The following is a 20,671-nucleotide window of genomic DNA, read 5'->3' as shown; positions in this document are numbered from 1 at the left end:
TCAGCGCACCTCGTGCAACTGACCGTCTTGTGCCACGGCCAGGCGTACCAGCGCCCCATGGCCGACCTCGACCTGCAACAGTTGCTCACGTGGCAGGCCGCGTGCACGCGCCAGCAGCAAGCGCATCACCCCACCATGGGTCACCACCAGCACCCGTTTGCCGGCATGCTCGCGGCGCAGGCGCTTGAGCGTGGCCAGCACCCGTTCGGCAAAGACCAGCACTGGCTCGCCCGCAGGCGGGGTGAACGCATAAGGATCCCTCCAGAACAGTCCCAGGGCATCGGCGTCGGCCTGCATGATCTGGGCGGCGCTCTGCCCTTCCCAGTCGCCGAAATGCAGCTCGCGCACACCGGCCTCGCGCTGCACCGGCAGGTTGATCCGGGCCCCCAGCTCTTCGGCAAACGCCGCGCAACGCTGCAACGGCGAGCTCACCAGCACATCCCAGGGGCCGGCAGCGACGGTGGCCTGACGCATCTGCGCCCAGCCGTTTTCGGTAAGGGCATCGTCGAGGCTGCCGCGCAGGCCGCCGCCGAGCTCGGTCTCACCATGGCGCAGTAGCTCGAGGATCATGCCGGACGATCCGCCACCGCGGCCTCGGCAAAGGTCGCCATCTGCCCGTGCAGGGCGCAGGCCAGGCGCATCAGCGGCACCGCCAGCGCCGCTCCACTGCCCTCGCCCAGGCGCAGCCCCAGGGCCAGCAGCGGCTCGGCCTCCAGCGCCGCCAGCAGGGCCTTGTGGCCTGGCTCGGCGCCTTGGTGGGCAAACAGCAGCCACGGACGGCATTGCGGGTTGAGGCGCACCGCCACCAGGGCGGCGACACTGCAGATGAAGCCGTCGACCAGCAGCGCCACGCCATGCTGGGCGCAGGCCAGGTACGCACCTGCCAGCGCGGCGATTTCAAAGCCGCCGACACAGGCCAATGCCTGCAGCGGTTGGTCGGCGCGCAAACCGTGCAATACCAGGGCGCGCTCGATCACTTCGGCCTTGTGGCGTACACCTGCGCTGTCCAGGCCAGTGCCAGGGCCACTGAGCTCATGTGCCGCGCAGCCCAGCAGGGTGCTGGCCAGGGCCGCCGCAGCAGTGGTATTGCCGATGCCCATTTCGCCGCCGATGAACAGTTGGGCGCCCTTGTCGATGGCGCGCAAGGCGCTGTCGCGACCAGCCTGCAATGCCGCCGCCAGTTGCCCCTCGGTCATCGCGGGCTGGCGGGCGAAATTGGCGGTTCCGGCCCCCAGGCGCAAGTGATGCACGCCAGGCAGCTCCAGGTTGGCGTCGATGGTGCCGAGGTCGACCACTTGCAGCTCGGCATCCAGCTCGCGCGCCAGCACGCTGATCGCCGCGCCACCGCCGACGAAGTTGCGCAGCATCTGCCCGGTCACCGCCTGCGGATAGGCGGAGATGCCCTCCTCCACCACGCCATGGTCGCCGGCGAAGATGGTGATGGCGACCCGCTCCAGACTGGGACGCTCGCGCCCCTGCAAGCCAGCCAGGCGAACCGCCAGGCCTTCGAGCTGGCCGAGGGAGCCGGCCGGCTTGGTCAACTGTTGCTGACGGGCGCGGGCCTGGTCCATGGCGGCGCTGTCAAGGGGTTGGCAGGCGTCACGCCACCACATCGGGGTCATAAGGCGGGTCCTTTGAGCATGAGAGGGAGGCCGGCGACGGTCAGCACCACGCGCTGGCAGCGTTCGGCCACGGCCTGGTGCAACGTGCCTGCCAGGTCGACATAACGGCGGGTCAGTTCGCCCATGGGCACCACGCCCAGGCCGGTTTCGTTGCTGACCAGGATGATCGTGCCCGGCAGTTGCGCCAGGCTGGCGAGCAGCGCGTCGCGCTCCTGCGCCAGGCGCTGGTCATCCTCGAGCATCAGCAGGTTGGTCAGCCACAAGGTCAGACAGTCCACCAGCAAGCAGCGCCCTTCGTCGGCTTCGGCGTGCAGCACGGCGGCCAGCGCCACGGGCTCCTCCACCAGCCCCCAATGGGCCGGACGCCGTTCGCGGTGCAAGCGCACGCGTTCATTCATCTCGCCGTCCAGCGGCTGGCTGGTGGCGATATAGGTCACCGGCAGGTCGCTGGCTTCGGCCAGTTGTTCGGCCAGGCGGCTCTTGCCCGAACGGGCGCCGCCGAGGATCAGGCTGTGCATTTCAGGCGACTCCACACAGTTCGCGCAGGCGCGCGGTGTCCAGGTGCTGCTCGACCAGATCGGCCAGGCGCTCGATATCGCGCTCGCGCAGGGCCTCGTAGTCGATGGTCTGCGCGTCGGCCAGCCCAGCCCAGCGCAGCAGCGCGGCGCACGACTGGCTACCCTCGAACAGGCCATGCAGGTAGGTGGCGAGGATCTGCCCGTCGGCGCTGATCGCGCCATCGGCACGGCCGTCGGCCAGCTGCACTGCGGGGCGCTCCAGCGCAAGCCCGCTGGTGACGCCGGCATGGATCTCATACCCCGCCACCGGGGCCTGCTCGAGATCGAGCGTGCCCGTCACGTTACGCAACTGCTTCTCGGCTTCCAGCACGGTGCTGTACGCCAGCAGGCCCAGACCATCACTGGAGCCGGCCGGTCCTTCCAGGCCCAGGGGATCATGCACCTGCTCGCCGAGCATCTGCAGGCCGCCGCAGATGCCGATGAGCTTGCCGCCATAACGCAGGTGCCGGGCGATGGCCGCGTCCCAGCCGCGCTCGCGCAGTTGCGCCAGGTCGCCGCGCACGCTCTTGGAGCCAGGCAGGATGATCAGGTCGGCAGGCGGGATCGGCTGGCCGGGGCCGATGAACTGCAGGTCCACCTGAGGGTGCAGGCGCAGCGGATCGAAGTCGGTGTGGTTGCTGATGCGCGGCAACACCGGGACGATCACCTTCAGCAGGCGCTCACTCTTTTCGCCCTGGCGCGTATCGATACCATCCTCGGCCTCCAGGTGCAGGTCGGTGACGTAGGGCAGCACGCCCAGCACCGGCTTGCCGGTGCGCTGCTCCAGCCAGTCCAGGCCAGACTGCAGCAAGGCGATGTCGCCACGGAAACGGTTGATGACGAAGCCCTTGACCCGCGCCTGCTCGCTCGCCGACAGCAGCTCCAGGGTGCCGACCAGATGGGCGAACACGCCGCCCCGGTTGATATCGGCCACCAGGATCACCGGGCAGTCGACGGCCTCGGCGAAGCCCATGTTGGCGATATCGCCGGCCCGCAGGTTGATCTCCGCCGGAGAGCCCGCGCCCTCGACCATCACCACCGGATAGGCCTCGCTCAGGCGCTCATGGGAGGCCAACACCGCCCGCATGGCGATGGTCTTGTAGTCGTGATAGGCCACGGCGTTCATGCTGGTCACCGCCCGGCCATGGACGATCACCTGGGCGCCGGTGTCGCTGTTGGGCTTGAGCAGCACCGGGTTCATATCGGTGTGCGGCGCCAGCCGGCAGGCCTGGGCCTGCACCGCCTGGGCGCGACCGATCTCACCGCCGTCGGCGGTCACGGCGCTGTTGAGCGCCATGTTCTGTGGCTTGAACGGCACCACGGCGATGCCCTGGCGCAGCAGCCAGCGGCACAGGGCGGTGACCAGCGTGCTCTTGCCGGCATCGGAGGTGGTGCCTTGCACCATGAGGGTGGTCATGCCGATTCCTTGTGGTAGTCCGCCAAAGCCTGGGCCAGACGTTGTTCGTCCGCCGCCGTGGCGGGCAGGCCGAAACGCAGCGCCGATGGCCGCTCGAACAGCCGCACCAGGATGCCCCGGCGAGCGAGATAGTCATGCAGGTGCGCGGCACGTTCGTCACGCACGTACTGGAACAGGTCGCAACCGCCACTGGGTGGCAGGCCAGCGCCTTCGAGCGTCATGGCCAGACGCTGGCTGGCCTGGGCGCAACGGGCAATCTGCGCCAGGTGCGTCGCCTCGTCGGCGAAGCACGCCTGCCCCAGCACGCGGGTCGGGCCACTGACGGTCCAGGGCCCGAGCGCCTCGGCCAGTTGCCGCAACACATCCGCCTCGGCGACGACGAAGCCCAGCCGCACGCCGGCCAGACCGAAGAACTTGCCGAACGAGCGCAGTACGATCAGCCCGGGTTGTCCGGCCTGATCGACCACGCTGTGTGCCGGCGTGTTGTCCATGAAGGCTTCGTCCACCAGCAACCAGCCACCCCGCGCAGCCAGACGCGCATGCCAGGCCAGCAGGCGTTCGCGGGGCACACGGCGACCGGTGGGGTTGTTGGGATTGACCAGCACCAGGACATCCAGGCTGTCGAGTACGTCCTCGACCTGGGCCTCATCCAGCTCGACCAGCGCATGCCCCGCCCGCGCCCAGGCATGCGGATGTTCGGCATAGCATGGCGTCAGCACCCCGACCCGAGCGGTCGAACGCAGGTACGGCAAAGCCTGGATCGCCGCCTGCGAGCCGGCCACCGCCAGCAGCGGCTGCGCGCCATAGTAGCGCCGTGCAGCCGCCTCCAGGCCGTCCTCGGTCTCGGGCAGTCGAGCCCAGGCGTCCACGGGAATCGGTGGTATCGGGTAGGGCCAGGGCGCGATACCACTGGACAGGTCGAGCCACTGGTGCCGAGGGATCGCGTACTGTTTCACCGCCCGTAGCAGACGGCCACCGTGCTCAAGCATTCAGGTAGGCTCCCACGCAGATCAATAGCACCCACAGCCAGACGCCGCGCTGTACCAGGTTCCAGCCACGCTCGATGGCGTCGGCGTCGGCCATCGGCCCCTCGCCCAGGCGCGGGCGTTCGTGCAACTCGCCGTGGTACACCGCCGGGCCGCCCAGCTCCACGCCCAGGGCTCCGGCCCCCGCCGCCATCACCGGGCCGGCGTTGGGGCTGTCCCACAGCGGCGCCTGCTTGCGCCAGCAGGCCAGGGCCAGGCGGGTCTTGCCCAGCAGCGCATAGGTCAGCGCCACCAGCCTGGCGGGAATATAGTTCAGCCCATCGTCGATGCGTGCCGCGCACCAGCCGAAGCGCTCGAAACGTTCGTTGCGATAGCCCCACATGGCATCCAGGGTATTGCTCAGGCGATACAGCACCACCCCCGGCGCCCCGGCCACGACGAACCAGAACAGCGCGGCGAATACCGCATCGCTGCCGTTCTCCAGCACCGACTCAGTGGCCGCCCGGGCCACGGCAGGCTCGTCCAGCTCGCGGGTTTCGCGGCTGACCAGGTAACCGACGCGCCGCCGCGCCTCCTCCAGGTCGCCCTGGCGCAACGCCTGGGCCACCGGCAGCACATGCTCGCCCAGGCTGCGCAGGCCCAGGGCGCAATACAGCGCCAGCACATCCACCAGCCAGCCGATAACAGGCAGCCAGGAAAGGATCAGCGCCAGCAAGGTCAGCGGCACCACCGCCAGGAACCAGGCCGTGACACCGTGGCTGCGCCAGCCCCGGCCACCGGCGTTGAAACGCTGCTCCAGGCGCGCGGCAAGGTTGCCGAAACCGACCAGGGGATGGCGCCGCCGCGGCTCACCCAGCAGTGCGTCCAGGGCCACGCCGGCCACGGTCAGCAAGGCCACGCTCATGGACATTCCCCCCACTGGTTCTCGTACAGCATGTCACTCAACGGCCGTTGCTCGGCCCAGTCTTCCAGCACCAGCATCGGCGCCGGGTAGAATTCGGTCACCGGCCCCAGGCACAGCACCGCCATGGGCTTGGCGCCCGCGGGCATGCCCAGCAGCTCGGCCAAGGCCCGGGGCTCGAACAGCGACACCCAGCCCATGCCCAGCCCTTCGGCCCGCGCCGCCAGCCACAGGTTCTGGATGGCGCAGGCCAGCGAAGCCAGGTCCATCTCCGGCAGGGTGCGACGGCCGAAGACATGCGCCTCGCGCTTGTCCATCAGCGCTGCCACCAGCACCTCGGCGCAGTCGTTGATGCCTTCGACCTTGAGCTTCATGAACTCATCGGAGCGTTCGCCCAGGGCTTCGGCGGTGCGCACCCGCTCTTCCTCCACCAAAGCCTGGATACGTTCGCGCAAACCGCGCTGGCTGATACGAATGAAGCGCCAGGGCTGCATCAGGCCCACGCTGGGGGCTTGGTGAGCCGCGGCCAGCAGACGCCCGAGCAACTCGGGCGCCACCTCGCCGCCGGCGAAATGGCGCATGTCGCGGCGCTCACCGATGGCCCGGTAGATAGCCGCGCGTTCAACGGCGCTGTACGCGTGTTCGCTCATGGTCGCAACAGCGCCGCCGCCGCGTCGGGGTTGGACGGAAAATAGAAGTGCACGTAGGAAGCGGTCAGCCGGCCCAGGCGGAAGACCGCCTCGTTGCCGCGGCCGCCGTTGGGGCTCAGGCCCCGGGCTATCGGTTGCAGCTCGGTGCTGGTCAGCGAATGGTGATAGGTGTGGCCGCGCAGGGTGCCTTCGGGCAACTCGACGGCCTGCAGGGCCAGGGCCGCCAGGCGCTTCTGCATGGTCGCCTCGCCCGGCAGCAGGCCTGCCAACGGCGCACGCACACCGGCCACATCGGTCAGTGCGTCGAGCAGGTAGAGCATGCCGCCACATTCGGCCAGCAACGGCTTGCCCTCGGCGTGGTGGCCTCGGATCGCCTCCAGCATCGGTGCGTTGGCGGCCAGGGCCTGATGGTGCAGCTCCGGGTAGCCGCCTGGCAGGTACAGGCTGTCTACATCAGGCAACTCACGATCATGCAACGGCGAGAAGAATTCGAGCTGCGCGCCGAGGCTGCGCAGCAGATCCAGGTTGGCCCCATAGGTGAAGGCGAAGGCTTCGTCGTGGGCCACCCCGATGCGCACCCCGGCAAGCGGCGTGGTCACGCCCAGCAGCTCAGGTCGGGCAAAACCGACCGGTGGCGGCAATGCGGCATCGCAGCTGGCACCCAGCGCTTCGGCGGCGGCATCCAGGCGCGCATCCAGGTCGTTCAGTTCACTGGCCTGGACCAGGCCGAGGTGGCGGCTGGGCAGCTCGATGCCACGCTCGCGGGACAACCCGCCGTACCAGCGCAGGCCTTCGGTGAGGCTGCCTTCGAGCAACTGCGCATGGCGCAGGCTGCCAACCCGGTTGGCCAGCACCCCGGCAAACGGCAGGTCGGGCTGGTAACGTGCCAGGCCCAGGGCCAGGGCGCCGAAGGTCTGGGCCATGGCCGTGCCATCGATCACCGCCAGCACCGGCACGCCAAAATGGCGGGCCAGGTCGGCGCTCGACGGCGTGCCGTCGAACAGCCCCATCACGCCTTCGATCAGGATCAGGTCGGCTTCGCCCGCCGCTTCCCACAGCAGGCGACGACTCTCCTCGGCACCGATCATCCACAGGTCCAGCTGGTAGACCGGCGCGCCACTGGCACGCTCGAGGATCATCGGGTCGAGAAAGTCAGGCCCGCACTTGAACACCCGCACCTTGCGCCCGAGGTTGCGGTGCAGGCGGGCCAGGGCAGCGGTGACCGTGGTCTTGCCCTGGCCCGAGGCCGGGGCCGCGATCAGTACGGCGGGGCATTGGCGCGAGTCACTCACAGCTCGACGCCCTTCTGTGCGCGGATACCGGCCTGGAAGGCGTGCTTGAGCATGCCCATCTCGGTGACGGTATCGGCCAGTTCGATCATTTCGGGCTTGGCCGCACGGCCGGTGACGATCACATGCTGCATCGGTGGGCGGGCCTGGATGTCCGACAGCACCTGGTCGAGGTCGAGGTAGCCATGCTTGAGGGCGATGTTCAGCTCATCGAGCACCACGAACTGGATCGACGGATCCTGCAGCAACTGGCGCGATACCGCCCAGGCCGCTTCGGCGGCCGCGATGTCGCGCTGGCGGTCCTGGGTCTCCCAAGTGAAGCCCTCGCCCATCACGTGATAGCGCACTTGCTCGGGGAAGCGGCGGAAGAACAGCTCTTCGCCGGTGCTGTTGCGGCCCTTGATGAACTGCACCACACCGCATTGCATGCCATGGCCCAGGGCGCGGGCGAGCATGCCGAAGGCCGAACTGCTCTTGCCCTTGCCATTGCCGGTCAGTACCAGCAGCAGGCCGCACTCGTTGGGGGAATTGGCGATGCGCTCGTCGATGATCGCCTTCTTGCGCAGCATGCGCGCCAGGTGACGTTCGTCGCGTTCGGTGGATTCGCTCATCAGGGGTCTCCGCAGGCTGTCGCCGGTTGGCGACAGGGAAAAGGCGGGCAGACGGAGAACGCGCAGGGGCCGTGGCCCAAGGCCACATCGCACCGCACATCACCCTCCGTGATGCCGTTGGCAGTGACAGGCCGGTCTCCGGGCTCGCGAGCGGGACATGCCCGGACGACGCGCCTTCCCGGATACCTGTACCCAGTGGCCATGCGCCGTCTTTTACTCACCTACCGTTGCGGGGGCAGCGCCGGACTCGCGCCTGCTGGCGCTCACCGGCTTCCCAGTTTCACCCTGCCGAACCGCAGTTCGCCGGGCACCTGAAACACGCCGCGAAGGTTAGAGGGTTGCACCGGGAGCGTCAATCGAACGAAGACCGTTCTGGCCTGGGTCAATGGCCGATCCGCCAGCTTGTGCCACACTCAAAGCGGTGATATCACTTAGCCACCATTTCGGCTGGCCTCAATCACAATGACAAGGAGCGCAGCATGCAAGGCCTGATCATCAATAACCCGCGCCTGGAATTCCTGCGCCCGGCCCTGGAACGCTGGGTCGACTGCATCGACCGCTTCAACCAGTTCCAGGGCGACAACGAAGCCCCCTATTGGCATGGCGCCGCCGCCAACACCGGACTGCTCGCAGCGGCCGCCTGGCAGGCCGAGCTGACGGCGCTGCAGCAGTACACGAGCAAGAAACAGCGTGACGAAGGCGAGCGTGAGGCCCGCGGCGACCTGAGTATCAACAGCGCCGAAGAGTCGATCCACCTGCACACCAGCCAACGCTGGCCGCGCATGGCCCGTCTCGACATGGGCCCGGCCTTGCAGGAAACCGCCAACCACGCCAAGACGATCGCCTACGCCAGCCAATTCAAGGCCGGGGCGCTGTTCGTCACTCCGTGGAAGGCCGGCCAGCATGCCAGCCCCGAGGAACTCCAGGACCTGGTCGATGACCTGCAGAAACACACCGCTTGCGCGATCGCCTGGTACTTCCCCTATGGCTACCGCAAACTGCACAACGAATTGGGCCAGTACTATCCCGGCGTGGCATTACTGCTCAAGCAAGCTTGATGCCCCTGGCACAGGCCAATGAACAACCAGACGCTGTCCGCGTCCTTATCTAGCGAACAGCAGTCAGGGATTCTGCGCCAGATGTTCAGGGGGTAGCACCCGTTTGGCCTGAAGATAGGCCTTGGCCCAGTAGCTGTTCGACAGGTAGTCCAGACGCACGGTGCCCCCCGTGGAGGGCGCATGGACGAAACGCCCCTCACCCACGTAGATCCCGGCGTGGCTGACATGCGAGCCGCCACTGGTGGCAAAGAACACCAGATCGCCGGACTGCAGCGCATTGATATCCACGTTCGGCGCACGCATGACGATCATGTCGCGGGTGGTGCGTGGCAGGCTGATACCCGCGGCATCACGATATACGTAGCTGATCAGGCCACTGCAATCAAAACCAGAGTCTGGAGTGTTGCCGCCCCAGCGATAGGGCGTGCCCACCAGCCCGATGGCACGAAACAGCACATCATCCGCCGCGGGCGAAGACGGCGACGAATTGAACACCACCGGCGCCGTGGGCATTGTCGCCGGAGCGGGAGCACGACTGGAACAGGCCGCGAGCAGGGCCACGAGGGAGAGGAATGCGAAGCGCGCCAACATCGCCATGATGTAAACGTCCTGTCGGGAAGCCCCGGCCATGGCCGAAGGTAAAAAGAGTTGAGAATTTAGATTAGACGCTTTCTGTAAATGCGCACGGCGGCGAGCTTTTCAGCTACGCCGCCGTGGCAGGGTACAGCATTTTGATATCAATTCAATTGCGCGAGATCGTGGTCGGCGCCATGGCGAGCGCGCGCTTGGCCTCGATGAAGGTCTTGCTCCAGTAGCGATCGCCAAGGCTGTCGATGCGCACGCCACCGCTGCGGCGGCTGCTGGAATGGATGAACTGGTTGTCACCCAGGTAGATGCCAGCGTGGCTGACGCGACCACGACCGTTGGTGCTGAAGAACAGCAGGTCGCCGGGCTTGAGCTTGTTGCGCGCGACTTTCGGTGCGTCGACGTTGATCATCTCGCGGGTCGAGCGCGGCAGGTTCATGCCGGCCTCTTCGCGGAACAGGTAGCCGATGAAACCGCTGCAGTCGAAGCCGGACTTCTCGGAGGTGCCACCGAAGCGGTAGCGGGTACCGATCAGCGCCATGCCGCGTTCGAGAATGCTGTCGGCCAATACGGGCAACTGGTACGGCTTGCTGTTGCTGGAGAAGGCCTCGAGGTCATCTTCGCTGGCCAGCTCTTCCTCGGTGAATACGGAAGAGGCAGAGGCCTTGGCCTTGACCGATTGCTCGGTGGCCATGCGTTGATCCTGCGAAGGCGCGACCGGGCCAGTGGAGGCACAGCCGTAAAGAAGGGTGACAAGTGCAAGTGGCACGAGGGGTGCGAAGCGCTTCAGCATGGGCACGACCGTGTCTGTAGTCCTTTAGAAGGGGGAAACTATGCCTTCTATCGGACCCATTTGCAAATTTTATCGAAAAACATGTGACTTTTCTGATTCGACGCTCTGGCACCGTGTTTTCAGCGCTACCAGCCGAGGGTTTCCTTGAGGAACGGAATGGTCAGCTTGCGCTGGGCCTGCAAGGAGGCCTGATCGAGGCGCTCGAGCAGGTCGAACAGCGCGCTCATGCTGCGCGTACCACGGGTGAGGATGAAGTGGCCGACTTCGTCGGTCAGATGCAGGCCGCGGCGCGAGGCGCGCAGTTGCAGGGCGCGCAGCTTGTCCTCGTCGGACATCCCGCGCATCTGGAAGATCAGCGCCAGGGTCAGCCGCGACTTGAGGTCGGCCAGCTTGATCGGCAACTCCCGGGGCGAGCTGGAGGCTGCCAGCAGCAGGCGCCGGCCACTGTCGCGCAGGCGATTGAACAGGTGGAACATGGCCTCTTCCCAGTCGGCCTTGCCCGCGATCACGTGCAGGTCATCGATGCACACCAGCTCGTATTGCTCGAGATGGTCGAGCAGTTCGACGCCACGCTCGAGCAATTGCGCCAGGGGCAGGTACACGGCGGGCTCGCCGAGTTGCTGGAAGCGGTGGGTGGCGGCCTGCAACAGGTGGGTACGGCCCACGCCCTGCTTGCCCCACAGGTAGATGAGGCTTTCGGTCCAGCCGGCGTCGGCTTCGCAGAGCCGCTCGACATAGCCCAGTGCCGCGGCATTGGCGCCGGGGTAGTAGTTGATGAAGGTGGCGTCGTCGCGCAGACGCACACCCAGGGGCAACTGGATCGGTTTCATGCTCGCGGGCGGTCGCGGGGACCACAGGGGGCCTTTGATGAACAGTGTGCAAAGTCTATACCCGCAACGCGGGCGGCACAATCCGGCAGGGGAATAGCACAAGTAAAATCAAGCAGTTGCGTTGCGGAGCAAGCCCGCTGCCACGCCCTCTAGTGTTCAAGACTCCGGGCATGGGAGCGCGCTTGCCCCGTGATCACTCACAGATCCGGGTCCACTTCCCCGGCGTACATGTCCGATTCCTTGTACAGGTCGTGGACATGGCGCAGCAGCACCATGATCACCGCCGCCACCGGCAGCGCCAGCAGCACCCCGGTGAAGCCGAACAGCTCGCCGCCAGCCAGGATCGCGAAGATCACCGCCACCGGATGCAGGCCGATGCGGTCACCCACCAGCAGTGGAGTCAGCACCATGCCCTCCAGCGCCTGCCCGACCATGAACACCGCGACGATACCGAGCATGGGATAGAGGTCGCCGCCGAACTGGAACAACCCGGCGACCAGCGCCGCGCCAATGCCAATGATGAAGCCCATGTACGGCACGATCGCCGCCAGCCCCGCCAGCATGCCGATCAGCAGGCCCAACTCCAGGCCCACCAGCATCAGCCCCGAGGAATAGATGACGCCCAACGCCAGCATTACCAGCAGCTGCCCGCGCACGAACGCCCCGAGCACCTCGTGGCACTCGCCGGCCAACCCCACCACCTGCGGCTCACGCTGGCGCGGCAGCAGGCTGCGCAGCTTGGCCATCATCAGGTCCCAATCGCGCAGCAGGTAGAAGCCCACCACCGGGATCAGCACCAGGTTGGCCAGCCAGCCGATCAGCGCCAGGCTCGAGGCGGTGGCCTGGGACAACAGCACGCCGACGATGTCGGTGGTCTGGCCCATGTGCTCGCCGATCGCGGCCTTGATCTTGTCGAATTTCCAGAAGCCATCCGCCAGGCCCAGGCGGCTCTGCACCCAGGGCAGCGCCACGTGCTGCAGCCAGTCGAGCATTTGCGGCGCCAGCTCGTACAGGCGCAGCAGTTGCTTGGCCAGCATCGGCACCAGCACCAGCAGCAGGGCCAGGAAGATCAGGGTGAACAGGCTGAACACCACCACCACGCCCCAGGTGCGCGACAGCCCGAGGCGCTCCAGGCGATCGACCAGCGGGTCGGCCAGGTAGGCCAGCAGGATGCCCACCAGGAACGGTGAGAGGATGTTGTGCAGGAAGTACAGCAGCACGGCGATCACCAGGGCCGCGCCCAGCCAGATCCAACGACGCATGTCAGTCATTCGCGCCACTCCTTACCAGCGAAAGCGCAGGCCGTCGAACGGCGTTGCGGCAGTGGTGGGCGGCGGTGTGCCGGTATCGCCCTGCGCGCTCGGCGCAGGCGTGGCGGCGGCTGGCTCGGCAGGCAGCTCCTGCAGCTTGGCCAGGCCCAGCTGGGCGCGCAATTGCTCGCGATTGCCGCTGACCTGGTAGGTCAGGGTGTCGCCTTCTGCCATCTGCAAGCGGGCGCCATAAGGTTCCAGCACCCGGCTCAGTTCGGCGTAACGCTGCAGGTTCATCCCCTGCACCTGTACCTGCAGGTCGCTGCTGGCGCCGGGCCGCGTGACATAACGCGGCGCCAGGCGGTTGCTCACTGCCAGCAGCACCGCATCGGCCAGGGCCGCCTGGTCGCTGCCTTCAGCGTTGCCCTGTTCGCGGTTGTCGCCCAGCCACAACTGCCACTTGCCCTGCCACTTGCCGTCGGCCTCATGGGCGTGCACCGCCAGCAAGGCGTCGGCACCATAGCGCTCGGACGCCTCGCGCAGCGGCGCGGGGTCGTTACCCTCGAGCAGCTTGGCATTGGCCACCAATTGCTCCTGCAGATCGGCCAATGGCAGGCGCAGGGGCAGGCCGCGATGCTGGGCTGCCCGACGCAATGGCTCGGCGGCGCTCTGGCCATCGCCGACCAGGCTGCTGCCCTCGACACTGTCGTTCAGCCACCAGCCCAGGACCGACGGCCGGTTGCTGCCCCACAATGCCAGCCCCGCCTGGCGCAGGGCGCGCTCGGTGCTGCCGGGGTCGAACTCGACCAGCACCGACTCCGGTGGGCCTGCCTCGGTACCGACCTGATTGATGATCTGTTGCGGGTCCTTGCGCAGCGCGGCCAGTGCCGGGTTCTGCGCGGCCTTGGGGTCGCCGGTCAGGCGCAACACCAGGGTGTCGAGCGCCTTGCCGGTCGCCTGGGCGCGGGCCTCGCTGCCCTGCCCTTCGACGGGCTCGCGAACCTGATACAGGCCCGAGACGGTTTCGGCCTGCGCGAGGGTGCCGGCCACGACGAGGCAGGCGCCAGCAAGGAAATTGAGAAGACGCATTGAGGATTCCTGTCCAGATGACCTTGGGGCGACGCGCCCTTGCCTGTGGGCTGTGACCGCGCCACGCCGGAAAATGCTCCGCCGCGCCACGCCTTTGCGCGCGTCGCCATGCCTATACCTTATACAGGCGCCGACGCGGCAACCAGTCGCACAGGGTGAAACAGCGTTTTTTGCCCAGATTTCCCGCCTGCCCGTCGGCCTGAGGATGGCCGCCTTGGGGCAACCCTGATAAAATCGCGCGCCTTCGCAGACCAGTGACGTACAGGCAGCCGCCGTTTCTGAAAGTGGCCTTGGCCGTCCCGGTCGTTTTTCTGAATCCCTCCCTCCTAAAGGCCTGGATCAATGAGCAAGCAACCCTCCCTGAGCTACAAAGACGCCGGTGTAGACATCGACGCCGGCGAAGCACTGGTCGAACGCATCAAGGGCGTCGCCAAGCGCACCGCACGCCCTGAAGTCATGGGTGGCCTGGGCGGCTTCGGCGCCCTCTGCGAGATCCCGGCCGGCTACAAGCAGCCGGTGCTGGTCTCCGGCACCGACGGCGTCGGCACCAAGCTGCGCCTGGCGCTGAACCTGAACAAGCACGACAGCATCGGCCAGGACCTGGTCGCCATGTGCGTCAACGACCTGGTGGTGTGCGGCGCCGAGCCGCTGTTCTTCCTCGACTACTACGCCACCGGCAAGCTCAACGTCGACGTGGCCGCCACCGTGGTCACCGGCATCGGCGCCGGTTGCGAACTGGCCGGCTGCTCGCTGGTCGGTGGTGAAACCGCCGAGATGCCAGGCATGTACGAAGGCGAAGACTACGACCTGGCCGGCTTCTGCGTCGGCGTGGTGGAAAAGGCCGAGATCATCGACGGCTCGAAAGTGGTCACCGGCGACGCCCTGATCGCCCTGCCATCCTCCGGCCCGCACTCCAACGGCTACTCGCTGATCCGCAAGATCCTCGAAGTGTCCGGCACCGACATCGACAACACCCAGCTCGATGGCAAGCCGCTGGCCGACCTGCTGATGGCGCCGACCCGCATATACGTCAAGCCCCTGCTGCAGCTGATCAAACAGACCGGCGCGGTCAAGGCCATGGCCCACATCACCGGCGGCGGCCTGCTGGACAACATCCCGCGCGTACTGCCAAAAGGCGCCCAGGCCGTGGTCGACGTGGCCAGCTGGCAGCGCCCGGTGGTGTTCGACTTCCTGCAGGAAAAAGGCAACGTCGACGAACATGAAATGCACCGCGTGCTGAACTGCGGCGTGGGCATGGTCATCTGCGTGGCCCAGGACCAGGTCGACAACGCCCTGAACGTGCTGCGCGCCGCCGGCGAGCAGCCGTGGGTCATCGGCCAGATCGCCGAAGCCGCCGAAGGCGCCGCCCAGGTCGAGCTCAAGAACCTCAAGGCACACTGATGCCGGGCAAGACCTGCAACGTCGTGGTACTGCTGTCGGGCTCCGGCAGCAACCTGCAAGCGCTGATCGACAGCAACAGCGCCAGTGACAGCCCGGTACGCATCCGCGCGGTAATTTCCAACCGCGCCGATGCCTACGGCCTGGAACGCGCCAAGGCCGCCGGTATCGACACCGCGGTGCTCGCGCACACCGGCTTCGACGGTCGCGAAGCCTTCGATGCGGCGCTGATGGCGCTGATCGACGGCTTCGCCCCCGACCTGGTGGTGCTGGCCGGTTTCATGCGCATCTTGAGTGGCGGCTTCGTGCGCCACTATCAAGGCCGCTTGCTCAACATACATCCGTCACTGTTGCCCAAGTATAAAGGGCTGCACACCCACCAGCGCGCGCTGGAGGCTGGCGATGCCGAGCACGGCTGCAGCGTGCACTTCGTCACCGAGGAACTCGATGGCGGGCCTTTGGTCGTACAGGCTGTGGTGCCGGTTGCAACGGACGACACCGAGCAGACGCTCGCCGAGCGCGTGCACCTGCAGGAACACCAGATCTACCCGCTGGCGGTGCGCTGGTTCGCCGAAGGACGCTTGCGTCTGGGCGAGCACGGTGCATTACTGGATGGCCAGCCGCTGGCGGCCAGCGGTCACTTGATTCGATCCTAGGAGAATTTATGCGTCGCGCCCTGCTCTTGGCTCTCGCCGTGCTCGCCCTGCCCCTCCAGGCAGCTGATCTGAAGCCTTTCGCGGCCAGCTACACCGCCGACTGGAAGCAGCTGCCCATGAGCGGCACTGCCGAGCGCAGCCTGGTGAAGAACGCCAACGGTACCTGGGACCTTAATTTCAAGGCCTCCATGATGATCGCCAGCCTGACCGAGCAAAGCACCCTCAAGCTCGACAATGACACCCTGCTGCCGCAGAAGTACCACTTCGAGCGTGGCGGCTTGGGCAAGGCGAAGAAAGTCGACCTCACCTTCGACTGGACCGGCAAGAAGGTGACCGGCAGCGACCGTGGCGACGCGATCAGCCTGCCGCTCAACCGCGGCGTGCTGGACAAGTCGTCCTATCAACTGGCGCTGCAGCATGACGTGGCCGCCGGCAAGAAAAGCATGACCTACCAGGTGGTCGACGGTGACGAGATCGACACCTACGACTTCCGCGTGCTGGGCACCGAGAAAGTGGCCACCAAGACCGGCCAGGTCGATGCGGTCAAGGTCGAGCGCGTGCGCGATCCTAGCCAGAGCAAGCGCATCACCGAGCTATGGTTCGCCAAGGACTGGGATTACCTGCTGGTGCAACTGCGCCAGGTCGAGACCGATGGCAAGGAATACGTGATCGTGCTGCAGGATGGCACGGTAGACGGCAAGGCGGTCAAGGGTAACTGATGGCGCTGCCTGCAATACCCGAAGCCCCGCCTTGTGCGGGGCTTCTTTTTCGGTGAGTGCCTGCACCGCCCAATCGCGGGCCAAGCCCGCACGTATTTGTGTTCGATTCGTGGAAGCGGGCTTGCCCCGCGACTGGCCTCTTCATGAAACTTGTTTCATCGCTGTTTTATTTACTTAGCCTGCTAACAAACTCTATAAAGAGGGTGTGCGACACGCTGTCGCAGCCAACTGAAGCAGTGGAGTTTAACGATGACAGTCCAAGTAACCGAACGCGACGAATCGAAAATGTCCCACGAAGGCCTGGCCGCTGGTGTGCGGATCTGGGATGTGCATCAACAGGGCCAACTGGTCGGCATGTTCCATGATGAGCACCAGGCCCAGCAATACCGCATGGAGCTGGAATACCTAGAGAACCAGCGACCGTCGCAATAACACCCTCTTCAAACGAAAAACCCCGCCTAGGCGGGGTTTTTCATGCTTACCACATCAGATCGTCAGGGATCTTGTAGGCTGCGTACGGGTCGTCCTCGTCCGCCTCCTCGACATGGGTGTTGAGCAGCAGGATGCGCTTGGGGTCGCGCTCCTGGATCTTCACCGCCGCCTCGCGTGGAATCACTTCGTAGCCACCGCCATGGGCGACGACCGCCAGCGCGCCGTTGCTCAGCTTGCTGCGCATCAGGGCGTTGACGGCGATGCGCTTGACCTTCTTGTCATCGACGAAGTTGTAGTAGTCCTCGGTATTCAGCTTGGGCAGGCGGGTCGCCTCGATCAACTGCTTGATCTGCGCGGCACGGGCCTTCTGCTCGGCCTTCTCCTGGACCTGGCGGTTCAGCTCCTGGTCTTTTCGGGCCTTCTCGGCCTGGGCTTCCTTGGCCAGGCGCTGCTGGCTGTCGTCCACCTCGACCTGGCCTTTGTGCTCCAGGCGTTTCTGTTTTTTCTCGGCCTTGTTGGTCTGAGAAACCTGTTTCTGGTTGACCAGACCGGCTTTGAGCAATTGGTCGCGAAGGGAAAGGCTCATGGAAGTTCACTCACTTATGCATCAGCTCAGCCGCAGCTGGGCAGGTTCTTTTCCTGACGCTTGGCCTCGCCCCACAGGGCGTCCAGCTCGTCGAGGGTACGATCTTGGATGTTCAGGCCCTGCTCGCGCAATGCCTGTTCGATGAATCGGAAGCGCCGCTCGAACTTGCGATTGGCGCGGCGCAGGGCGTTTTCCGGGTCGTGGCGCAGGTGGCGGGCCAGGTTGACGGTGGCGAACAACAGGTCGCCCAGCTCATCTTCCAGCGCATCGCTGTCGCCATCGGCCATGGCCTGCAGCACTTCGTCGAGCTCTTCACGGACCTTGTCCAGCACCGGCAGCGCGTCCGGCCAGTCGAAGCCGACCGTGGCGGCGCGCTTCTGCAGCTTGGCCGCCCGTGACAGCGCAGGCAAGGCCGCCGGCACGTCGTCGAGCAGCGAGAGCTGTTCAGGCTCGCTCTTCTCGGCGCGCTCCTCGGCCTTGATCTCTTCCCAGCGCGACTTGACCTGGGCCTCGTCCAGCATGGGGGTGTCCAGCGGCGCATAGAGCTCGCCGGTGGGGAATACATGGGGGTGGCGGCGGATGAGCTTGCGGGTGATCGCATCGACCACGCCGTCGAACTCGAAACGCCCTTCTTCCCTTGCCAGCTGGCTGTAGTAGACCACCTGGAACAGCAGGTCGCCCAGCTCGCCCTGCAGGTGCTCGAAGTCGCCGCGCTCGATGGTGTCGGCCACTTCGTAGGCCTCTTCGATCGTGTGCGGGACGATGCTGGCGTAGTCCTGCTTGAGGTCCCAGGGGCAACCGTATTGCGGGTCACGCAGGCGGGCCATCAGGTGCAGCAGGTCGTCGAGGGTGTAGGTCATGAATATCTTTCCTCAGCGAGGGCCTTGCCCTCGATCGCCGACAAGCCGGCGCCCACAGGGTTATGCCGTACCTGTGGGAGCTGGCTTGCCAGCGATGGGCCGCACAGCGGCCCCGTTCTGTCTCAAGGGGTACGGTTACGCCGCGTCTCGATGATGTTGGGCAACTGCGAGATCCTGCCGAGCAAGCGCCCCAGGGCGTCCAGGCCAGGGATCTCGATGGTCAGCGACATCAAGGCGGTGTTGTCTTCCTTGTTCGAGCGGGTGTTTACCGCCAGCACGTTGATCTTCTCGTTGAGCAGCACCTGCGAAACGTCGCGTAGCAAACCCGGGCGGTCGTAGGCACGGATGATGATGTCGACCGGGTAGGTCTGCACCGGGATCGGTCCCCAGCTGACCTGGATCATGCGCTCCGGCTCCTTGCCCGCCAACTGCAGCACCGAGGCGCAGTCCTGGCGGTGAATGCTCACGCCACGGCCCTGGGTGATGTAGCCGACGATGGCATCGCCCGGCAGCGGCTGGCAGCAGCCGGCCATCTGCGTGAGCAGGTTGCCGACGCCCTGGATCTGGATGTCGTTGCGCTTGCCCGAACGGATGCCCCGCGCCTGGCGCGGGATCAGCTCAACCGGCTCCAGGCGCTCGGGTTCGAGCAACTGCTGGGCGGCGTTGACCATATGCGCCAGGCGCAGGTCGCCGGCACCGAGGGCGGCGAACATGTCCTCGGCGGTCTTGACGTTGGCCTTCTCGGCCAGGCGCTCGAAGTCCACCTGCGGCAGGCCCAGGCGCGACAGCTCGCGTTCGAGCAGGGTCTTGCCGGCGGCGACGTTCTGGTCGCGAGCCTGCAGCTTGAACCAATGGACAATCTTGGCCCGGGCCCGCGAAGTGGTCACGTAGCCCAGGTTGGAGTTCAGCCAGTCGCGGCTCGGGCTGCCGTGCTTGCTGGTGATGATCTCCACCTGCTCGCCGGTCTGCAGGCTGTAGTTCAGCGGCACGATGCGCCCGTTGATCTTGGCGCCGCGACAGTTGTGGCCGATCTCGGTGTGTACCCGATAGGCAAAGTCCAGCGGCGTCGAGCCCTTGGGCAGGTCGATGGCGTGGCCGTCGGGGGTGAACACGTAGACGCGATCCGGCTCGATATCGACGCGCAGCTGTTCGGCCAGGCCGCCGATGTCGCCCAGTTCCTCGTGCCACTCCAGCACCTGGCGCAACCAGGAGATCTTCTCTTCGTAGTGGTTCGAGCTGGGCTTGACATCGGTGCCCTTGTAGCGCCAGTGGGCGCAGACACCCAGCTCGGCTTCCTCGTGCATGCCATGGGTGCGGATCTGCACCTCGAGCACCTTGCCCTCGGGGCCGATCACCGCGGTGTGCAGGGAGCGATAGCCGTTTTCCTTGGGGTTGGCGATGTAATCGTCGAACTCTTTCGGAATGTGCCGCCACAGGGTGTGCACGATGCCCAGCGCGGTGTAGCAGTCACGCACTTCCGGCACCAGCACGCGCACCGCGCGCACGTCGTAGATCTGGCTGAACTCCAGGCCCTTGCGCTGCATCTTGCGCCAGATCGAATAGATGTGTTTCGCCCGGCCACTGATATCGGCGTTGACGCCGGTGGCCAGCAGCTCGTTCTGCAACTGGTTCATCACGTCGCTGATGAAGCGCTCGCGGTCCAGCCGGCGCTCGTGCAGCAACTTGGCGATCTGCTTGTACTGGTCGGGCTCGAGGTAGCGGAACGACAGGTCCTCGAGTTCCCACTTGATATGGCCGATACCCAGGCGGTGCGCCAGCGGCGCATAGATATCGAACACCTCGCGCGCCACACGCAGGCGCTTCTCGTCATCGGCCGCCTTGACCGCCCGAATGGCACAAGTACGCTCGGCCAGCTTGATCAGCGCCACGCGTACATCGTCGACCATCGCCACCAGCATCTTGCGCAGGTTCTCGACCTGCGCCTGGGAGCCGAGCACCAGCGACTGGCGCGGGCTGAGGCTGGCACTGATGGCCGCCATGCGCAGTACGCCGTCGATCAGCTTGGACACCACCGGCCCGAAGCGCTGGCCGACCTCGGCCAAGGTCACCTTGCCTTCGCGCACCGAACGGTAGATGACAGCCGCCACCAGGGAATCCTGGTCGAGCTTGAGGTCGGCGAGGATTTCGGCGATCTCGAGCCCCGCCTGGAAACTGGACGTGCCATCGGCCCAGGAATGCTTGGCAGGGTTGCCTTTCTTCTCGACCTCGTGGGCAAACTCGCAGGCCTCCTTCAACCCCGGGCGATCGAGTTGCGAATCGACGCTCACCACATGATCGAGCCATGCTTCGAGATTGATACTGCCGTCGTTGTTGACCGGCTGGTGCACTCTCACCTGTACCATCTTTGCTTTACCTTTCCAT

At 66.0% G+C, this 20,671-nt stretch carries 22 protein-coding genes and 1 riboswitch; of the genes, 5 read left to right on the top strand and 17 right to left on the bottom strand.

Annotated features, from left to right (window positions below):
- From cobC to cobO, 9 genes are read right to left on the bottom strand one after another with little or no spacing between them, the layout of a single operon-like run.
- Entirely contained in the window at window positions 1–570 is a 570-nt protein-coding gene (gene cobC / locus C3F42_RS24620; RefSeq protein WP_094011816.1) for an alpha-ribazole phosphatase family protein, read from the bottom strand.
- A complete protein-coding gene (cobT, locus tag C3F42_RS24615) occupies window positions 567–1,622 on the bottom strand; it encodes a nicotinate-nucleotide--dimethylbenzimidazole phosphoribosyltransferase (protein ID WP_104445022.1) in 1,056 nt (351 codons plus the stop codon). Before cobT ends, cobC begins: the two co-directional genes overlap by 4 nt.
- Window positions 1,619–2,140: a bifunctional adenosylcobinamide kinase/adenosylcobinamide-phosphate guanylyltransferase gene (gene cobU / locus C3F42_RS24610; protein WP_023633119.1), complete on the bottom strand. Its 522-nt coding sequence runs from the start codon at window positions 2,138–2,140 to the stop codon at window positions 1,619–1,621. Before cobU ends, cobT begins: the two co-directional genes overlap by 4 nt.
- A 1-nt stretch (window position 2,141) precedes the next feature.
- The gene (locus tag C3F42_RS24605) at window positions 2,142–3,596 is read right to left on the bottom strand and encodes a cobyric acid synthase (protein WP_094011813.1); all 1,455 of its coding nucleotides are present in this window, start codon (window positions 3,594–3,596) and stop codon (window positions 2,142–2,144) included.
- The gene (gene cobD, locus C3F42_RS24600; RefSeq protein ID WP_094011812.1) at window positions 3,593–4,585 is read right to left on the bottom strand and encodes a threonine-phosphate decarboxylase CobD; all 993 of its coding nucleotides are present in this window, start codon (window positions 4,583–4,585) and stop codon (window positions 3,593–3,595) included. The genes C3F42_RS24605 and cobD overlap by 4 nt, the downstream gene beginning before the upstream one ends.
- Window positions 4,578–5,486, bottom strand: coding sequence for an adenosylcobinamide-phosphate synthase CbiB (gene cbiB, locus C3F42_RS24595; protein ID WP_094011811.1), 909 nt, complete (start codon window positions 5,484–5,486; stop codon window positions 4,578–4,580). Before cbiB ends, cobD begins: the two co-directional genes overlap by 8 nt.
- Window positions 5,483–6,133, bottom strand: coding sequence for a 5,6-dimethylbenzimidazole synthase (gene bluB / locus C3F42_RS24590; RefSeq protein ID WP_094011810.1), 651 nt, complete (start codon window positions 6,131–6,133; stop codon window positions 5,483–5,485). The genes cbiB and bluB overlap by 4 nt, the downstream gene beginning before the upstream one ends.
- Window positions 6,130–7,425: a cobyrinate a,c-diamide synthase gene (locus C3F42_RS24585; RefSeq protein ID WP_104445021.1), complete on the bottom strand. Its 1,296-nt coding sequence runs from the start codon at window positions 7,423–7,425 to the stop codon at window positions 6,130–6,132. Before C3F42_RS24585 ends, bluB begins: the two co-directional genes overlap by 4 nt.
- Window positions 7,422–8,033 carry a cob(I)yrinic acid a,c-diamide adenosyltransferase gene (gene cobO / locus C3F42_RS24580; protein ID WP_046854540.1) on the bottom strand — a complete coding sequence of 204 codons (612 nt, stop codon included), beginning with the start codon at window positions 8,031–8,033 and terminating at the stop codon, window positions 7,422–7,424. Before cobO ends, C3F42_RS24585 begins: the two co-directional genes overlap by 4 nt.
- 111 nt (window positions 8,034–8,144) lie before the next feature.
- A riboswitch (cobalamin riboswitch) is annotated at window positions 8,145–8,363 on the bottom strand.
- Window positions 8,364–8,512: 149 nt separating this feature from the next.
- Here cobO and C3F42_RS24575 point away from each other — a divergent pair.
- Window positions 8,513–9,091: a hypothetical protein gene (locus C3F42_RS24575; protein WP_023630053.1), complete on the top strand. Its 579-nt coding sequence runs from the start codon at window positions 8,513–8,515 to the stop codon at window positions 9,089–9,091.
- A gap of 63 nt (window positions 9,092–9,154) precedes the next feature.
- On the opposite strand, the gene C3F42_RS24570 is transcribed toward C3F42_RS24575, so the two are convergent.
- From C3F42_RS24570 to C3F42_RS24550, 5 genes are all read right to left on the bottom strand, one after another.
- The gene (locus tag C3F42_RS24570) at window positions 9,155–9,688 is read right to left on the bottom strand and encodes a C40 family peptidase (RefSeq protein WP_104445020.1); all 534 of its coding nucleotides are present in this window, start codon (window positions 9,686–9,688) and stop codon (window positions 9,155–9,157) included.
- Between the two features lie 145 nt (window positions 9,689–9,833).
- On the bottom strand, window positions 9,834–10,469 hold the full coding sequence (locus tag C3F42_RS24565) for a C40 family peptidase (protein ID WP_031314898.1): 636 nt from the start codon (window positions 10,467–10,469) through the stop codon (window positions 9,834–9,836).
- 125 nt (window positions 10,470–10,594) lie between these two features.
- Window positions 10,595–11,299, bottom strand: a complete 705-nt coding sequence (hda, locus tag C3F42_RS24560) for a DnaA regulatory inactivator Hda (RefSeq protein WP_031314897.1) — start codon at window positions 11,297–11,299, stop codon at window positions 10,595–10,597.
- 197 nt (window positions 11,300–11,496) lie between these two features.
- Window positions 11,497–12,570 (bottom strand): AI-2E family transporter, encoded by a 1,074-nt coding sequence (locus C3F42_RS24555; RefSeq protein ID WP_038706621.1) that lies wholly within the window; start codon window positions 12,568–12,570, stop codon window positions 11,497–11,499.
- Between the two features lie 12 nt (window positions 12,571–12,582).
- Window positions 12,583–13,638: a DUF2066 domain-containing protein gene (locus C3F42_RS24550; protein ID WP_094011807.1), complete on the bottom strand. Its 1,056-nt coding sequence runs from the start codon at window positions 13,636–13,638 to the stop codon at window positions 12,583–12,585.
- Window positions 13,639–13,980: 342 nt separating this feature from the next.
- On the opposite strand from C3F42_RS24550, the gene purM reads away from it, so the two are divergent.
- The 4 genes from purM (at window position 13,981) to C3F42_RS24530 (ending at window position 16,843) form a co-directional block, all read left to right on the top strand.
- Entirely contained in the window at window positions 13,981–15,039 is a 1,059-nt protein-coding gene (purM, locus tag C3F42_RS24545; RefSeq protein ID WP_038706623.1) for a phosphoribosylformylglycinamidine cyclo-ligase, read from the top strand.
- Window positions 15,039–15,692: a phosphoribosylglycinamide formyltransferase gene (gene purN, locus C3F42_RS24540; RefSeq protein ID WP_023630172.1), complete on the top strand. Its 654-nt coding sequence runs from the start codon at window positions 15,039–15,041 to the stop codon at window positions 15,690–15,692. Before purM ends, purN begins: the two co-directional genes overlap by 1 nt.
- An 8-nt stretch (window positions 15,693–15,700) precedes the next feature.
- A complete protein-coding gene (locus C3F42_RS24535; RefSeq protein WP_023630171.1) occupies window positions 15,701–16,411 on the top strand; it encodes a DUF3108 domain-containing protein in 711 nt (236 codons plus the stop codon).
- Between the two features lie 249 nt (window positions 16,412–16,660).
- Entirely contained in the window at window positions 16,661–16,843 is a 183-nt protein-coding gene (locus tag C3F42_RS24530) for a hypothetical protein (protein ID WP_023630170.1), read from the top strand.
- A 46-nt stretch (window positions 16,844–16,889) separates the two neighbouring features.
- Here C3F42_RS24530 and C3F42_RS24525 read toward each other — a convergent pair whose 3' ends face one another.
- The 3 genes from C3F42_RS24525 to relA form a co-directional block, all read right to left on the bottom strand.
- Window positions 16,890–17,429, bottom strand: a complete 540-nt coding sequence (locus C3F42_RS24525) for a DUF2058 domain-containing protein (protein WP_023630169.1) — start codon at window positions 17,427–17,429, stop codon at window positions 16,890–16,892.
- A 26-nt stretch (window positions 17,430–17,455) separates the two neighbouring features.
- Window positions 17,456–18,289 (bottom strand): nucleoside triphosphate pyrophosphohydrolase, encoded by an 834-nt coding sequence (mazG, locus tag C3F42_RS24520; RefSeq protein ID WP_023630168.1) that lies wholly within the window; start codon window positions 18,287–18,289, stop codon window positions 17,456–17,458.
- 122 nt (window positions 18,290–18,411) lie between these two features.
- Window positions 18,412–20,652, bottom strand: a complete 2,241-nt coding sequence (gene relA, locus C3F42_RS24515; protein ID WP_038706624.1) for a GTP diphosphokinase — start codon at window positions 20,650–20,652, stop codon at window positions 18,412–18,414.
- Between the last annotated feature and the right edge of the window lie 19 nt (window positions 20,653–20,671).

Origin of the sequence: Pseudomonas sp. PONIH3 (assembly GCF_002934345.1) — a bacterium.
GTDB lineage: Bacteria > Pseudomonadota > Gammaproteobacteria > Pseudomonadales > Pseudomonadaceae > Aquipseudomonas > Aquipseudomonas soli.
Note: the sequence above shows the minus strand (reverse complement) of the source record. Positions and strands in the feature narration are given on the sequence as shown.

What these genes read in the sequence shown, in the direction of transcription:
- cobC (WP_094011816.1), bottom strand. Translation starts at nt 570, where the DNA reads ATGATCCTCGAGCTACTGCGCCATGGTGAGACCGAGCTCGGCGGCGGC.
- cobT (WP_104445022.1), bottom strand. Translation starts at nt 1,622, where the DNA reads ATGACCCCGATGTGGTGGCGTGACGCCTGCCAACCCCTTGACAGCGCC.
- cobU (WP_023633119.1), bottom strand. Translation starts at nt 2,140, where the DNA reads ATGCACAGCCTGATCCTCGGCGGCGCCCGTTCGGGCAAGAGCCGCCTG.
- C3F42_RS24605 (WP_094011813.1), bottom strand. Translation starts at nt 3,596, where the DNA reads ATGACCACCCTCATGGTGCAAGGCACCACCTCCGATGCCGGCAAGAGC.
- cobD (WP_094011812.1), bottom strand. Translation starts at nt 4,585, where the DNA reads ATGCTTGAGCACGGTGGCCGTCTGCTACGGGCGGTGAAACAGTACGCG.
- cbiB (WP_094011811.1), bottom strand. Translation starts at nt 5,486, where the DNA reads ATGAGCGTGGCCTTGCTGACCGTGGCCGGCGTGGCCCTGGACGCACTG.
- bluB (WP_094011810.1), bottom strand. Translation starts at nt 6,133, where the DNA reads ATGAGCGAACACGCGTACAGCGCCGTTGAACGCGCGGCTATCTACCGG.
- cobO (WP_046854540.1), bottom strand. Translation starts at nt 8,033, where the DNA reads ATGAGCGAATCCACCGAACGCGACGAACGTCACCTGGCGCGCATGCTG.
- C3F42_RS24575 (WP_023630053.1), top strand. Translation starts at nt 8,513, where the DNA reads ATGCAAGGCCTGATCATCAATAACCCGCGCCTGGAATTCCTGCGCCCG.
- C3F42_RS24570 (WP_104445020.1), bottom strand. Translation starts at nt 9,688, where the DNA reads ATGGCGATGTTGGCGCGCTTCGCATTCCTCTCCCTCGTGGCCCTGCTC.
- C3F42_RS24565 (WP_031314898.1), bottom strand. Translation starts at nt 10,469, where the DNA reads ATGCTGAAGCGCTTCGCACCCCTCGTGCCACTTGCACTTGTCACCCTT.
- hda (WP_031314897.1), bottom strand. Translation starts at nt 11,299, where the DNA reads ATGAAACCGATCCAGTTGCCCCTGGGTGTGCGTCTGCGCGACGACGCC.
- C3F42_RS24555 (WP_038706621.1), bottom strand. Translation starts at nt 12,570, where the DNA reads ATGACTGACATGCGTCGTTGGATCTGGCTGGGCGCGGCCCTGGTGATC.
- C3F42_RS24550 (WP_094011807.1), bottom strand. Translation starts at nt 13,638, where the DNA reads ATGCGTCTTCTCAATTTCCTTGCTGGCGCCTGCCTCGTCGTGGCCGGC.
- purM (WP_038706623.1), top strand. Translation starts at nt 13,981, where the DNA reads ATGAGCAAGCAACCCTCCCTGAGCTACAAAGACGCCGGTGTAGACATC.
- purN (WP_023630172.1), top strand. Translation starts at nt 15,039, where the DNA reads ATGCCGGGCAAGACCTGCAACGTCGTGGTACTGCTGTCGGGCTCCGGC.
- C3F42_RS24535 (WP_023630171.1), top strand. Translation starts at nt 15,701, where the DNA reads ATGCGTCGCGCCCTGCTCTTGGCTCTCGCCGTGCTCGCCCTGCCCCTC.
- C3F42_RS24530 (WP_023630170.1), top strand. Translation starts at nt 16,661, where the DNA reads ATGACAGTCCAAGTAACCGAACGCGACGAATCGAAAATGTCCCACGAA.
- C3F42_RS24525 (WP_023630169.1), bottom strand. Translation starts at nt 17,429, where the DNA reads ATGAGCCTTTCCCTTCGCGACCAATTGCTCAAAGCCGGTCTGGTCAAC.
- mazG (WP_023630168.1), bottom strand. Translation starts at nt 18,289, where the DNA reads ATGACCTACACCCTCGACGACCTGCTGCACCTGATGGCCCGCCTGCGT.
- relA (WP_038706624.1), bottom strand. Translation starts at nt 20,652, where the DNA reads ATGGTACAGGTGAGAGTGCACCAGCCGGTCAACAACGACGGCAGTATC.